Raw genomic sequence first — 14,387 nt, 5'->3', positions numbered from 1 at the left:
GGCGCTACGCCTCCCGGAGGCCGAAGAGGCGCCGGGCGTTCCCCCCGAAGATCGCGGCGCGGTCCTCCTCCGCCGCCACCAGCCGATCGAACGTCGCGCGCTGCTCGGCGAGGATCGCCTCGCGGTACTCTTGGGGGATCGTCGAGTCCGTCCCGAACATGATCCGCCGCGGGCCGTAGGTCCGGAGGAGATCGCGGAAGACTTCTTCCAGGGGCGGCGCCCCCGGCGTGTACTCCCGCCAGTTGTTGGTGCCCGACGTGTCCACCCAGATGTTGTCGGTGTGGTAGGCCAGGAACAGCGCCTCGCGGAGGAATCCCGCGCCGCAGTGCGCGATCGTAAACGTGATCTCCGGAAAGTCCTTCGCCGCCGCCGAGAGGTGGAGCGGGTCGGCGTACCGCAGGTCGTAGATCGGTGCCACCGTGATCCCGAAATGGAAGAGGACGGCGAGCCCCTGCGCCGCCGCCGCCTCGTAGACGGGGTAGACGGCGCGATCGCTGGCGCTGAACCGCTGGATCGGCGGGTAGAGCTTGAGCCCCCGGAGTCCCCACTCGCGGAACCGGCCGACCGTCGCGGCCGCATCCGCCGCCAGCGGATCGACCACGCTCCCCCAGCCCTGGAACCTCGACGGGTCGGACCGCACGAATTCCGCGAGCTCTTCGTTCCCCTCCCCGATCGCGATGAAAAATCCCGTCCGCACCCCGGCGCGGTCGAAGGCGGCGGTCCACCGCGAGGCGTGCTCCCGCAGCGACACCCCTTCCAGGCTGCGGATCCGCTCCGCCCACCGCCCCCCTTCGCCGGTGAGCTTCGCGACCGCGCTGGGCCGGATCGACCACGGTCGATCCCGAAGGCGGTGGAACATGGCTGCGGTCACCAGGTGCAGATGGCTGTCAACGATCGTGGACAATGCGGCGCTCCTTTCGAGGCAATGGTCGAGGGATTCGCTCCGCGCGCCGGGAAGCCCCCTCTCGTGGACGTTCTCCTGTTGTGCCGCCACCACCGCTCGGCTAGGATAGAGGCAGGATGACGAGGCTGGGATTCCTGCTGGTGGTCCTCGTGCTGTTTGCCGCCCCCGCGCGGTCCCAACCCGCGGGGCCGCCGGTGCTCGTGGTCGCCGCCACCCCGGCCTCCGCCCCACGCCCGGACGCGGCCCGTCTCGTCTTCCTGACCGGGCAGGCCGCGCCCAACGGCGGGACGTTTACCGAGTTCTCCGACCCCTGGCTGAACGACCGGGGCGACCTGGTCTTCGCGGCGCTGACGACCGGTGGGGCCGCGCACGATTCGATCTACCTGCGGGCGGACGGGCGCACCACCACGCTCGCGTCGACCGGGCAGCCGGCGCCGACGGGGGGAACGTTCGAGGTGTTCAACGACGTGGTCCTCAACGATCGGGACACGGTCGTGTTCCTCGCCCGCACCAGCGACCGGACCGCGCGCCTGGGCCTGTACCTCGCCCGGGCCGGGACGGTCGCGCCGGTCGTGGCCGTCGGCCAGCCGGCGCCCTCCGGGGGCACCTTCAGCGACTTCGCCAACCCGACGATCAACGCCGAGGACACCGTCGCCTTCGTCGGCCGGATGACCCAGGGGGCGCAGGAAGGGATTTTCAGCGCCAGCGAGGGGAGCATCACCCCGCTCGTGCTGAGCGGCCAGAGCGCCCCCGGCGGCGGGTACTTTCAGTTCTTCCTCGACGGCAGCCCGGCGCAAAACGATCACGGCCAGATCGCGTTCGTGGCGTCGACGGCCCCGCGGGTGGCGTTCGGGGTGTACGTGCTGGTGGGCACCCGGCCGGTGCCGGTGGTGACGACGGACGATGAGGCCCCCGTCGGCGGCCCGTTTACGGAGTTCGGCTTCGTCAACCTGACCGGCTCCGGCTCCGTCGGGTTCGTGGGCCGGACCGCGCGCAGCACCGTTCGGGAGGCCTTCTACGTCACCGGCCTGGCGCAGCTCGTGACGCTGGCCCGGCAGGGCGAGGCGGCGTCCGGGGACGTGCTGACGACGTTCGTGAACGGCGTGATGAACGGGCACGAAGCGGTGGTCTTCGAACTCGGCACCCCCAGCCCGATCCCGCGGGGGATTTACCTGGCGACCCGGGCCGGCGTGCGCGCGGTTATCCGCGCCGGCGACCCGACGCCAACGGGGGCCCGGTTCACGGCGTTCGATGCCCCGGCGATGAACAGCCGCGGCCAGATCGCCTTCGTCGCCGAGGGCGACGACGGACGCCACGGCATCTACCTGGTGACGCCGTGATGATGACCGAGCCCGCGGACCGGCCGGAGACCCAGGCGCTGGAGGGGCTCTGGAAGCTTCAGCAGGTGGACTCCGCGCTCGCCGGCGCGCGGGCCAGTCGCGCGGCGCTCGACGACGGGAGCGCGCTGCGCCAGGAGGCGGAAGCCGCGCGGGCGGCTTCCGCGGCCGCCTCCGGCCGGCTGCACGAAAATCAGGCGGCCCTGCGGGACCATACGCTGCAGCTCGAGAGCACCGAGGTCAAGCAGAAGAAGATCGAAGGCGATCTCTACGGAGGGCGGGTGTCCAACCCCAAGGAACTGGCGAGCCTCCAGGACGATCTCGCCGCGCTGGGGCGCGCCCGCGACCACCTCGAGGATCAAATCCTGGCCCTGCTCGACGAGGTCGAGGCCCACAAGGAGGCGGCCGGCGTGGCCGAGGGGGCGCAGCGGGACCTCGACCAGCGGCTGGCCGCCCACCTGGCCCAGTACGAGGCGGCGTGCCGCCGGATCGACGCCGAGATCGACGACCTCGTCTCGCAGCGCGCGGTCTGCGCGGCCGCGGTCGAACCGCGCCTGTTGAAGAAGTACGAGGGAATCGCGACGCAGCAGAGCGGCATCGGCATCGTGGCGATCCAGAGCGGCCGGTGCAGCGGCTGCCACAACATCCTCGCGTCGAATTTTGTCACCCAGGCCCGAGACGGCCGCGTCGTGACCTGCGAGCGCTGCCACCGCATCCTCTACGCCGCCGCGGCGTGATGGCCGCCCGGCGGGATCTGGTGATCTGCTTCGACGGTGCCTCCCGCGGCAACCCCGGGCCCGCGGCGATCGGGGTGGTGGTGCTGGAGAAGGGGGTGCCGATCCGCGAGATCGGCGAGGTGATCGGCGAGACCACAAACAACGTCGCCGAGTACCGCGCCCTGCTGCGCGGGCTCCGCGAGGCGGCCGCGCTCGGCGCCCGATCGGTGCGGATTCAAAGCGACAGCGAGCTGGTGGTTCGGCAGCTCTCCGGGCAGTACCAGGTCCGCAGCGAGGCGCTGGCTCCGCTCCACCGTGAGGCCCGGGCCCGGATGCGCGAGTTCGAGCAGGTCGACGTCGTCCATGTCCCGCGCGAGGACAATCGGGGGGCGGACGCGCTCGCCAACCTGGCGCTGGACGGGCAGTCGGATTGAATCACAGGGGGGGGCATGCTACCATACTGCGGGAGAGTAGGCCGTGCGGCCGCGGGCGCGCATGCGCTCGAGGAAAGTCCGGGCTCCGTAGGGCAGGGTGCTGGGTAACGCCCAGTGGGGGCGACCCCGAGGACAGTGCCACAGAAAAACACCGCCTCCTCAGGGAGGTAAGGGTGCAACGGTGCGGTAAGAGCGCACCAGCGGCCGGGCGACCGGCCGGCTCGGTACACCCCACCCGGAGCAAGGTCACATAGGGGGAGATGAGGCGGCCCGCCGATCCCCGGGTAGACTGCTAGAGGTGCCGGGTAACCGGCGTCCGAGAGAGATGGCCGCACTCGACCGAACCCGGCTTACAGGCCTACTCTTCCCATCCCCGGTCCCGCCGGTTCCTCGCGGGCGCGCACATCTGCCGAATGGTATGCTGAGACGTGGCGTGGCGGCGGTCTCCTCCGCCCGCGAAAGGCAGGTGCACGGATGAAAGGACTGCAGATGACGGCGGAGTGGGCGCCCCGGGCGGGCTACACCCTCTCCGAGTTTGAGCGGCGAACCGGCAAGGCCACAACCGGGGCGAGCGTCTGGCGGCACCCGAAGGTCCAGCTCACCGAGGTCACGGAGTCCCGGCTCGGGCCGAAGGACGTCCGGCTGCGGCCCAGGGCGTGCGGTGTCTGCGGCTCGGACGTGCACTTCTACGAGACGGACAAAGACGGATACATCCTCTACCCGGGCCTCACGAAGTTTCCCGTCGTGATCGGCCACGAGTTCAGCGGAGAGGTCGTCGAGGTCGGCAAAGACGTCCGGGACCTCAAGCGGGGCGACCTCGTGACCGTGGAGGAGATGATCTGGTGCGGGGAGTGCGTCCCCTGCCGGAACGGATGGCCGAACCAGTGTCTCAATCTGGAGGAGATCGGGTTCACGATCGACGGGGCGATGGCCGAGCAGCTGGTCGTGGGCGCGAAATACTGCTGGCCGATCACCGCGCTCGCCGACACCTACGGGAGCGCGGAGGCGGCCTGCGAGGCCGGCGCGCTGTGCGAGCCGACCAGCGTCGCCTACAACGGGATGTTCGTGCGCGGCGGCGGGTTCAAGCCGGGGGGGGTGGTGGCGATCTACGGGACGGGCCCGATCGGATTTGCGGCGATCGCGCTCGCCCGGGCGGCCGGGGCGAGCCGGGTGATCGCGTTTGAAATGAGCCCGGTGCGGCAGGCGCTGGCGAAGAAGGTCGGGGCCGACGAGGTGCACAGCCCCGCGGACCTCGCGGCGGCGGGGAGCAGCCCGCACGAGGCGGTGCTGGCGGCGAGCGGCGGCGCCGGCGCGGACCTGTCGGTGGAGGCCGCCGGGGCGCCGTCGAAGACGATCCCGGAGATGGAGCAGTCGCTCGCCATCGGCGGCACGGTGGTGATCATCGGGCGCGCGGCGGAGCGGGCGCCGATGTACCTGGAGCATCTGCAGACCGGCGCCGCCCAGGTGGTCGGGGCGCAGGGGCACTCCGGTTACGGCACGTTCCAGAACGTCATCAGGCTGATGGCGTCCGGCCGGATCGATCTCAGGCCGATCATCACCAGCCGGTTCCCGCTGAGCGGCGCCGTCGCCGCGATCGAGCGGGCCACCAAGCGGCAGGACGGCAAGGTCCTCGTGCAGGGGGTGTGAACGGGTAGGCCCGGACCGCCGCGTCCGCGGACGGCGGCTCCGGAGATCGCGGCCGTCTGGCCACGGGAGGAGGGACGGAGAGATGCTTCGACGGTATGCACCGGTCGGGTTGATCCTGGTCCTGCTCTTAGGCAGCTACGGGGTGGGGGTGGGTGCGGGCGCCTCGAAGCCCGCGCAGTTGAACATCGGGGTCGTCGCCGGAGGCGAGACCCGCGGCCTCAAGGCGATCAAGCCGATTTGGGAAAAGGCCACCGGGGTCAAACTCAACCTGATCGAGTACCCGTACCCAAGCCTCTACGAGAAAATGGTAACGGCATTTCAGGCGAACGCGGCCACCTTCGACATCGTCATGCTCGACGATCCCTGGATGCCGAAGTTCGGCTCGGAAGGGTGGCTCGCCCCGCTCGACGCTGCCCCCTTTAACCTGAAGCGCGATCCCGATATCTACCCCGTGGTGTATGAACTCGGCTCCTGGCCGCCCCCACGCGGCCCCATTCCCCCGGGGGAGGCTGCCAAGGCCCGGCACATCGAGGCGATCACGCTCGTGGGCAACGTCGAGATGTTTCTGTACCGCAAGGATCTGATCCCCAAAGCCCCGCAGACGTGGGATGAAGTCCTCTCCAACGGGACGCACCTCGGGAACCCCGGGAAGCAGTTTTACGGGTTCGCGATGCGGGGCGCGAAGGGCAACCCCGTCATCTCGGAGTGGAACCCGATTCTCACCACGTTTGGCGGCCGGATCTTCGATGACAACTGGAACGTGGTCTTCAAGTCAGATGCCACCATCAATGCCCTGAAGTTCTTCGTGGGGCAGCTCAAGGCGATCGCCCAGCCGGGAGCGGATACGACCGATGCCGGCGACCGCGCGAAGTTGGCCGCGACGGGCCACGCCGCCCAGGAGGAAACCTGGCCGGCCGAGGCGTCGGATATCGTCGAGAATGCGAGTGTGAGCAGCGTCGCCGGCAAGATCGGATATGTGGTCCTCCCGGCAGGACCCACCGGGCGACACACGCCGATGATGGGCAACTGGCTCCTCGGGATCCCCAAGGCCGCGAAGGAGAAAGACTGGGCCTACCGGTTTATCGCCTGGGCGACCAGCAAGGAGATCCAGAAGCCGTACGCGGAGGCGGGGGGCATTCCGTTCCGCAAGTCGATCCTCACCGATCCGACCCTCAACAAGCGCTTCCCGTACTTCGCAGCGATGGCGGATTCGCTCGCCGCCCCGCCGTTCTGGCGGCCGCGCACGTCGGAGTGGTCGGCGGTGGAATCGATCCTCGGCACCCACGTCAACGCCGCCTTGGCCGGCAGCGAGTCGCCCGAGCAGGCGATGGACCGGGCGCAGGCGGAGATCACCCAGCACATGAAGGAGGCGGGCTACATTAAGTAGGCCGCCGCTCGTGGGTGGGGTGCTGCCGGCTGCGGCGGCGCCCCACCCGGCGAGGTTCACCCCTGCCGCGCGCCGCCGGCGCCTCGCCCCGTACCTCCTGGTGGCGGGGCCGGTGCTCTACCTGCTGACGGTCGTCGTCTACCCGATGGCGTACGCCGTCGCGTTGAGCCTGCAGTACTACCGGGTGGGCGGTTTCGCGGGCCTGCATAACTTCGCGTTTGCCTTCCAGGATTCGCTGCTGGCGGCGTCGCTCAAGGCGACGCTCACCTACATCGTCATCGTCGTGGGGGTGGAGCTCGCCGTCGGGCTGGCGCTCGCGGTCGCGGTGCAGCGCACCATCCAGAGCGTCCTCGGGCGTACGCTCGCCTACCTGCTGTTCATCGTGCCGATGGTGACCCCGCCCGTGGCGGCCGGGGTGAGTTTCCGGCTGATGTACATCCCCGAGTACGGGATCCTGAACGTGATCCTGCACAACCTCGGGTACCACGGGAAACCCATCCTCTGGATGTCCTCGCCCGGGATGGCGATGTTCTCGGTGGTGAGCGTCGACGTCTGGCAGTGGATGCCGTTCGTCTTCCTGGTGTTGTTTGCGGGGCTCCAGGCGGTCCCCCCGGACGTGATCGAGGCCGCGGAGATGGATGGGGCGGGGGGATGGGCCCGCTTCCGGCAGATCGACTTCCCGTACCTCAGGCCGCTGCTGCTGTTGGTCCTCGTCTTTCGCCTCACCGACACCCTGCGCGTGTTCGACCACATCCAGGTGCTGACGATGGGCGGGCCCGGCGCCGCGACGGAGTTCTTGAGTCTGTATCTCTATAAGATCGCGTTCAAGTTCAGCAACCTGAACTACGCCTCGGCTCTCGCCATCTACATCGTGCTGGTCATCTCGATCATCTTCGCGCTCTTCGGCCGCTACCTGTCGGAGGAGGTGGCCTGATGGCCGGGCGGCGCTCGCCGTGGCGCCTGGTGGTCCTGCTGACGCTCGGCGGGCTCGCGCTCGTCTACCTCTTCCCGTTCGCCTGGCTGCTCTCCACCTCGCTGAAGCCGACCAGGGAGCTCTACTCCCAGCCGCCGACGCTGTGGCCGGTGCACCCCAGTCTGGACGCGTACAGCGCGGCGCTGCTCGGCGCGGGAAACTGGGTGCTGCTCCGGAACAGCCTCGTGGTCTGCCTGGCCGCGGTCGTCCTCACGCTGGCCCTCGCCCTGCTGATCGCGTACCCGCTGACCCGCCTCCCGGTGCCCGCGGCCTTCCGACGCGGGCTGCTCTCGTGGCTGCTCAGCCTGCGCTTCCTCCCCTCGATGGTCGTGGTCATCCCGATCTTCGCCACGATCCGGCAGTTGGGGCTCTACGACCGCCTCCTCGCCCTGATCCTCATCTACGCGGCGTTCTCGCTGCCGTTTGCGGTGTGGATGCTTAAGGGCTTCCTGTCGGAGATCCCGATGGAGGTCGAGGAGGCCGCGCTGGCGGATGGGGCCACGCGCTGGCGGGCGTTCTTCCAGATCATGCTGCCGATGCTCTCGCCAGGGCTGCTGGCGGCGTCCGTGATCACGTTTGCGCTGGCCTGGAGCGAGTTCCTCTACGCGCTGATCCTGACGGCGACGCCGCGCTCGCAGACCTTCTCCATCGCCGTGTGGAGCTTCGTCACCGAGTTCGAGATCATCTGGAACCAGATGGCGGCGGTGGGGGTGATCTCGGCGTTGGTGCCGGTGGTCCTGCTGCTGCTGGCCCGCAGGTACGTGATCTCCGCGCTGACGTTCGGCGCGGTGCGCGAGAAGGCCTGACCCCCCGCCTGGATCAGCCCGCGGCGGTGGCTCCGGCATGCCGCTCGGCTTCGTGGCACGCCACGAGGTGATGGGGCCCGAGCTCCCGGAGCGATGGGGCCTCGGTGAGGCAGCGGTCCACCTTCCAGGGGCACCTTGGATGGAACCGGCAGCCCGGAGGGATGCGGACCGCGCTCGAGGGCTCGCCCTCGATCTCGATCATCTCGCGCGGCTGCTCTTCCACCTCCGGGATCGCGGAGAGCAGGGCCAGCGTGTACGGGTGCAGGGGGCGGCTGAACAGCGCGGCGCTGGGGGCCTGCTCCACGATCTTCCCCAGGTACATCACCGCCACTTCGTCGCTCAGGTAGCGGACGACGCGCAGGTCGTGCGAGATGAAGAGCATCGTCAGCCCGAGCGACGCCCGCAGGTCGAGCAATAGGTGCAGGATCTGCGCCTGGATGGAGACGTCGAGGGCGGAGACGGGTTCGTCGGCCACGAGCAGCTCCGGGCCGACGGCGAGGGCGCGGGCGATGCTGATCCGCTGGCGCTGGCCGCCGGAGAACTCCCCCGGGTACTTGTGGGCGTCGGTCGGGCCGAGGCCCACCTGGGTGAGGAGCCGCTTCACCCGCGCGGGGCGCTCGGCGGGCGTGCCGATCCCGTGAACCGCCAGCACCTCGGTCAGCGCGTTGCCGACCCGCTGCCGAGGATCGAGCGACGAATACGGGTCCTGGAGCACGACCTGCATGCGCTTCCGGTACGGGGCGAGGGCGTGCTCGTCGAGCCGGGCGAGATCGACGTCGCCGAACCACACGGCGCCGGCGTCGGGCTGGTACAGCCGCAGCAGGCAGCGGCCGAGGGTGCTCTTCCCGCACCCGGACTCGCCCACCAGGCCGAGCGTCGCCCCGCGGGCGAGGTCGAACGAGACCCCATCGACGGCGCGCACCTGGTCCGGCCGCCGGCGCCGCAGGGCGCCGACGAGCGTGAGCGGCAGCGGGAAGTGCTTGACGAGATCGCGGACCCGCAGCAGCGGCTCAGGCAACCGCGGCCCCCCCCAATTGCTCCGCTTTGAGGCAGCGGCTCAGGCGCCCCGGCGCCACCTGGCGCAGCAGGATCTCCCCCCGCCGGCACTCCGCCGAGGCCAGCGGGCACCGCGGCGCGAACGCGCACCCCTCGCCCAGGCCGATGAGGTCCGGCGGGGCGCCGGCGATCGGCACCAGCGGCCGGCGGCGGTCCATGCTGGGGACCGATCCGATCAGCCCCGCGGTGTAGGGGTGCAGGGGGCGTGCGAACAGGTCGGCCGTTGGCGCCAGCTCCACGATCTGGCCCGCGTACATCACCGCCACCCGGTGCACGACCCGCCGGACGATGCCGAGGTCGTGCGTCACGAGCACGAGCGCCATCGACAGCTGCCGCTGCAGCGCGGCGAGCAGGCGGAGGATCTGGGCCTGGATCGTGACATCGAGCGCGGTCGTGGGCTCGTCGGCCAGCAGCACGGCCGGCCGGCGCGCCAGGACGACGGCGAGCATCACCCGCTGCCGCTGTCCCCCCGAGAGCTGGTGCGGGTAGGCGTGGAGCCGGCGCTCCGCGTCGGCGATGCCCACCTGGCGCAGCAGCGTCACGATCTGCCGCCGCCGCTCGGCGGGGGCGCGGGGGGCGGCGGTGAGCACCTCCCCGATCTGCCGCTCGATCGTCAGGACGGGGTTGAGGGCGGTCATGGGATCCTGGAACACCATGGCGATCCCGCGTCCCCGGATGCGCTCGAGGTCGCGCTCGCGCAGCCGGAGGAGGTCGCGTCCCTCGAAGCGGACGGTGCCGCCGACGATCCGGGCCGGCGGGTGGGCCAGGCGCAGGATCGATCGGCAGGTCATCGTCTTCCCCGATCCCGACTCGCCGACGAGCGCGAAGGTCTCGCCGGGGAGGACCTCAAAGCTCACGCCGCGCACGGCCTCCACGACCCCGCGCGGGGTAGGGATCTCGACCCGCAGGCCCTCGACGGCGAGAACCGGTTCGGTCACTGGCCGCGGACGCGCAGCAAATCGGCGAGGCCGTCGCCCACCAGGATGAACGCGATGCCGGCGAACATGCAGGCAAACCCCGGCATGGCGGCGATCCACCAGCCGGTGTACAGGAAGGTGCGCCCCTCCGCGATCATCAACCCCCACTCCGGGGCGGGCGGGCGAACGCCCAGCCCCAGGAAGCCCAGGGTCGACACCGTGAGGATGATCAGCACGATGTCCGAGGCGAGGTACGTCACCGCGGGGGCGATCGCGTTCGGCAGGATGTGGCGGAGGATGATCCGCCACCGGTTGAAGCCGAGCGCGCGCAGCGCTGCCACGTACTCCAAGTTTTTCTCCCGCAGCACCTCGGCGCGGACGAGCCGGGCGAAGACGATCCACTCCACGACGCCGATCGCGATGAGGATGTTCGTCTCCCCGGGCCCCAGGAACGCCACGATCGCGATCACCAGCACCAGGAACGGGATGGCGGTGATCACGTCCACGGTGCGCATCACGGCCACGTCCGTCCAGCCGCCCAGGTAGCCCGCCACCGCCCCCGCCAGCGCCCCGAAGACGAACGGGAAGATCACCGCGAGCACGCCGATCCGCAGGTCGATCGCCGCCCCGTACAGGACCCGGGTGAAGACGTCCCGGCCGTAATTGTCGGTCCCGAACGGGTGCGCCGCCGAGGGCGGCTGCAGCATGGCGTTGAGGTCCTGCGCCTCCGGGCTGGAAGGCACCAGCACCGGGGCGAGCGTGGTCCCCGCGAGCAACACCAGGAGCATCAGCCCCCCGGCGAGGATCCCGAGGGGCAGCGGGAGCCGGATCGGCCGGGCGGCGCGCAGCGCCCCCGCGAGCGTGCTCACCGAGGGGTCCCGTTCATCCCATCCGCACCCGCGGGTCGAACAGCGGGTAGACGAGATCCGTGGCCAGGTTGATCAGCATCGCGCCCATGGCGAACATCAGGGTCAGCGTCTGCACGACCACGTAGTCGCGCGCGCCGATCGATTCCACCATCCACGAGCCGAGCCCGGGGATGGCGAACACCGTCTCGATCACCACGGACCCGCCGATGGCGTAGGACATGCGCACCCCGATCAGCGTGACGACGGGGAGGAGGGCCGCGCGGAACACGTGCCGGAACAGCACCACGCGGCCCCGCAGCCCCTTGGCCCGGGCGAAGTCGACGTAGGTCGTCGTCACCACGTCGATCAGCGACGATCGCAGATTCCGGCTCAGCACCGCCGCGAAGGCGTACGACAGCGTGAACGCGGGCAGGAAGAGGTGCCGCAGGTGGTCCCCAAACCCCTCGCCGTACCCCTCGGCCGGGAACCACCGCAGCTTCAGGGCGAACGCGATCAGGAAGAGGATGCCGATCCAGAACGCGGGCGACGCCAGCGGCACCGCCATCAGCGCGCGGATCACCTGGTCCGGCCAGCGGTTTCGGGTGAGCGCGGCGAGGAGCGCGAGCGGGACGGCGACGAGCACGGACAGGATGAGGCTGTAGACGATCAGGAAAAACGTCACCGGCATCCGGCGGTTCAGCAGTTCGGTGACCGGCGACTGGTAGCGCAGCGACTCGCCGAGGTTCCCCGTCGCCAGGTTGCGCATGTAGAGCGCGTACTGCTCCCAGAGCGGCCGGTCCAGGCCCCACTGGTGGCGCAGCGCGGCGACCGACGCGTCGGTGGCCCGGTCCCCGAGAATCGCCGAGGCGGGGTCGCCGGGGAGCAGCTTGATCAGCAGGAAGATCAGGACGGTGACCAGGAATGCGATCGGTACCGTCTGCCCGATCCGCCCGAGCGCGTACCGCAGCATCCGGCCGCTCCCCGCCGCGCGATGTCCCGAGTTCTGCTTAGGCCTCTACTGCGCCACGGCCACGTCCTTGAAGATCCAGGGCCCCGTCGCCAGCTGGACGAAGCCAGACACCTTCTTGTTGAGCGCGATGGTGTAGGGGGCGTAGTAGAGCCACACCAGCGGCGCGTCCGTGATCGCCAGCTGCTGCATTTGATAGTAAATCTGGCGCCGCTTGTTGAGATCCAGCTCCCGCACGCCCTTGTTGATGAGGGCGTCCATCGCATCCGACTTGTACCCGGTGTGGTACGACTTGGCCGTGACGTAGTCGAACTCGTAAGACGCCAGCTCGGAGGGGTCGGGCACGTCGTTGGTCCACCCGCTGACGTCCACCTGATAGTCGAGCGCGCGCATCCGCTGGGTCGCCGTCGCCCGGTCGAGCGGCTCGATCTGCAGGTTCACGCCGATCTTCGCCCACATCGCCTTCAGCAGCGTGGTCGCCGTCTCCGCGTCCGTGTTTCCGGACCAGATGATCGCCTTGAGCGTGATGGGGGTGGGCACGCCGGACTCCTGCAGCAGCTGCTTCGCCTTGGTCAGGTCCAGCGTGTACGCCTTGAGCTGTTTGTCGAAGAGGGGCGTCGTGATCGGCAGGAACGACGTCGCCGGGGTGCAGGCCCCGTAGCAGACGGCTTTGACGATGGCGTCCCGGTCGGTGGCGTAGGAGAGCGCCTCCCGCACCTTGATGTTGTTGAGCGGCGCCGCGGTGACGTTGAGCAGCACATGTTGGACCGCGGTCGAGGGGTTGAGCTGCACGTCGATCCGGGGATCCCGCCGCAGGGTGGAGAGCAGGGAGAACGGCGGGTAGTCCACCCCGTCCACGTCCCCCGACTGCAGGGCGATGACGCGGTTGTTGTCATCGGGGATGTAGCGGAGGTGCAGTTCCGGCGTCCGCGGCCGTCCCTTCACGTAGTAGTAGGGGTTGGCCTTCATCACCAGCTCCTCGCCCTTCTTCCAATCGGTGAGCATGAAGGGGCCCGAGCCGATGGGCTTCGTCGAGATCTGCTCATGGGTCGCCGATTTGAAGACTTTCTCCGAGAGGATGGCGTTGGAGAACAGCGACACGTCGGAGAGGAAGGGGGCAAACGGTTCCTTCAGCGTGAAGACCACCGTGTGCGCGTCCGGCGCCGAGATCGACTGGACGGATTCCAGCGCCCACTTCCACGGCCCGTCCATGTCGTGCGCGCGCTGGAGCGACCAGACGGCGTCGGCCGAGGTCACCGGATCGCCGGTGGAAAACCGCGCGTCCGGACGCAGGGTGAACGTCCACGTCTTGCCGTCCGGCGAGACGGCCCACTTGGTGGCGAGGTCCGGCACGAACCCGTCGCCTTTGACGTTGATCGCGATGAGTTCCTGGTAGATCTGCATGTACGCCCAGATGTTGGGGTTCGCGTCCTGGGTCACGGGATCGAGGTCCTCCGCGGCCCGGTTGACGCCGAAGTTGATCACCGGCTTAAAGCCGGCCGCGCCGGTCGGGGAGAACAGGCCGAACACCAGTCCGGCCGCGGTCACGAGAGCGATAAGGATTCGCACGCGCATTCGCCTCCTGTGCCGAGATTCGACTGCACTCCGGGATACGACCCGGGTGGTTCGTCACGCTGCGTGGCGCCTCAGCCGCGTCCGGGATGCCCGGACCGCGAAGGAGTCCGCGCAGGAGGATCGGGAGGATGCGGCAGCGGAACCCGATCGCCGGACCCCTCCCCGCCGGGATTTCCATGGAGAGGTCGTGACCACCTTCCATATAATGGGTTATTATAGTCACAGCCTGCTCCGCACGCGGGTCGCTTGCTGCCAGGCTGTTCACCCCGTCCCTGGAGGTGGCGCACCATGAACGGCGGTCCGCTCCGTCGCGGATCCATGCAGCAGGTCGCCCAGGCACCCCCCACACTCCCGCTCCGCCTGACCGTCAATGGCACCGCGCACACCATTCGTTCAGCGCCCGACACCCCACTCCTGTACGTGCTGCGGGATGAGCTGCGGCTGCAAGGACCGCGATTCGGCTGCGGGCTCGGTCAGTGCGGGGCGTGCACGGTTCATCTGGGGGGCAGCGCGGTCCGCTCGTGCACGATCGCGGTATCGGCGGTTGGCGCCCGGCCGGTCACAACCCTGGAAGGCCTGGGATCCCCCGAACGCCTCCATCCCATGCAGCAGGCCTTTATTGACGAACAGGCGATGCAGTGCGGGTACTGCATCAACGGATGGATCATGACGGCGGCGGCGTTCCTCAAAAACAATTCGAGCCCCACCGATGCAGAAATCCGCGCTGCCCTTTCGGGATTGATCTGCCGCTGCGGTGCGCACATGCGTATCCTCCGCGCCGTCAGCCGTGCCGCCGCTCGACGAGGATGAGGAGGGGTTG

At 69.5% G+C, this 14,387-nt stretch carries 14 protein-coding genes and 1 other RNA gene; 9 read left to right on the top strand and 6 right to left on the bottom strand.

Going from position 1 to position 14,387, the window contains the following annotated elements; genetic code table 11:
• Positions 1–4: 4 nt before the first annotated feature.
• On the bottom strand, positions 5–904 hold the full coding sequence (locus VKV57_08750) for an amidohydrolase family protein (protein HLW59998.1): 900 nt from the start codon (positions 902–904) through the stop codon (positions 5–7).
• Positions 905–1,020: 116 nt separating this feature from the next.
• Between VKV57_08750 and VKV57_08745 the strand changes: the two genes are divergently transcribed.
• The 8 genes from VKV57_08745 (at position 1,021) to VKV57_08710 (ending at position 8,204) form a co-directional block, all read left to right on the top strand.
• Complete coding sequence (locus VKV57_08745; GenBank protein ID HLW59997.1) at positions 1,021–2,244, top strand: choice-of-anchor tandem repeat NxxGxxAF-containing protein; 1,224 nt, start codon at positions 1,021–1,023, stop codon at positions 2,242–2,244.
• Complete coding sequence (locus VKV57_08740; protein ID HLW59996.1) at positions 2,244–2,978, top strand: hypothetical protein; 735 nt, start codon at positions 2,244–2,246, stop codon at positions 2,976–2,978. The genes VKV57_08745 and VKV57_08740 overlap by 1 nt, the downstream gene beginning before the upstream one ends.
• A complete protein-coding gene (locus VKV57_08735; protein ID HLW59995.1) occupies positions 2,978–3,391 on the top strand; it encodes a ribonuclease HI family protein in 414 nt (137 codons plus the stop codon). The genes VKV57_08740 and VKV57_08735 overlap by 1 nt, the downstream gene beginning before the upstream one ends.
• Positions 3,392–3,424: 33 nt before the next feature.
• Positions 3,425–3,760, top strand: an RNA gene (rnpB, locus tag VKV57_08730) — RNase P RNA component class A.
• A gap of 105 nt (positions 3,761–3,865) precedes the next feature.
• Positions 3,866–5,038: a scyllo-inosose 3-dehydrogenase gene (gene iolM / locus VKV57_08725; protein ID HLW59994.1), complete on the top strand. Its 1,173-nt coding sequence runs from the start codon at positions 3,866–3,868 to the stop codon at positions 5,036–5,038.
• Between the two features lie 82 nt (positions 5,039–5,120).
• Positions 5,121–6,425, top strand: coding sequence for an extracellular solute-binding protein (locus VKV57_08720; protein HLW59993.1), 1,305 nt, complete (start codon positions 5,121–5,123; stop codon positions 6,423–6,425).
• A 10-nt stretch (positions 6,426–6,435) separates the two neighbouring features.
• The gene (locus VKV57_08715) at positions 6,436–7,359 is read left to right on the top strand and encodes a sugar ABC transporter permease (GenBank protein ID HLW59992.1); all 924 of its coding nucleotides are present in this window, start codon (positions 6,436–6,438) and stop codon (positions 7,357–7,359) included.
• A complete protein-coding gene (locus VKV57_08710; GenBank protein HLW59991.1) occupies positions 7,359–8,204 on the top strand; it encodes a carbohydrate ABC transporter permease in 846 nt (281 codons plus the stop codon). The genes VKV57_08715 and VKV57_08710 overlap by 1 nt, the downstream gene beginning before the upstream one ends.
• Positions 8,205–8,217: 13 nt before the next feature.
• Here the strand turns inward: VKV57_08710 and VKV57_08705 are convergent, their stop codons facing one another.
• Genes VKV57_08705 through VKV57_08685 form a run of 5 tightly spaced genes read right to left on the bottom strand, consistent with a single transcriptional unit; the run spans position 8,218 to position 13,561 of the window.
• Positions 8,218–9,222 (bottom strand): oligopeptide/dipeptide ABC transporter ATP-binding protein, encoded by a 1,005-nt coding sequence (locus tag VKV57_08705; protein HLW59990.1) that lies wholly within the window; start codon positions 9,220–9,222, stop codon positions 8,218–8,220.
• Complete coding sequence (locus tag VKV57_08700) at positions 9,215–10,198, bottom strand: ABC transporter ATP-binding protein (protein ID HLW59989.1); 984 nt, start codon at positions 10,196–10,198, stop codon at positions 9,215–9,217. The genes VKV57_08705 and VKV57_08700 overlap by 8 nt, the downstream gene beginning before the upstream one ends.
• Positions 10,195–11,046: an ABC transporter permease gene (locus VKV57_08695; GenBank protein ID HLW59988.1), complete on the bottom strand. Its 852-nt coding sequence runs from the start codon at positions 11,044–11,046 to the stop codon at positions 10,195–10,197. Before VKV57_08695 ends, VKV57_08700 begins: the two co-directional genes overlap by 4 nt.
• Before the next feature lie 13 nt (positions 11,047–11,059).
• Entirely contained in the window at positions 11,060–11,995 is a 936-nt protein-coding gene (locus VKV57_08690) for an ABC transporter permease (protein ID HLW59987.1), read from the bottom strand.
• A 45-nt stretch (positions 11,996–12,040) separates the two neighbouring features.
• Entirely contained in the window at positions 12,041–13,561 is a 1,521-nt protein-coding gene (locus tag VKV57_08685) for an ABC transporter substrate-binding protein (protein ID HLW59986.1), read from the bottom strand.
• Positions 13,562–13,885: 324 nt separating this feature from the next.
• Between VKV57_08685 and VKV57_08680 the strand changes: the two genes are divergently transcribed.
• A complete protein-coding gene (locus VKV57_08680) occupies positions 13,886–14,377 on the top strand; it encodes a (2Fe-2S)-binding protein (GenBank protein HLW59985.1) in 492 nt (163 codons plus the stop codon).
• Positions 14,378–14,387: the final 10 nt, after the last annotated feature.

The organism is bacterium (genome assembly GCA_035307765.1).
Taxonomy (GTDB): Bacteria; Sysuimicrobiota; Sysuimicrobiia; order Sysuimicrobiales; family Segetimicrobiaceae; genus Segetimicrobium.
Note: the sequence above shows the minus strand (reverse complement) of the source record. Positions and strands in the feature narration are given on the sequence as shown.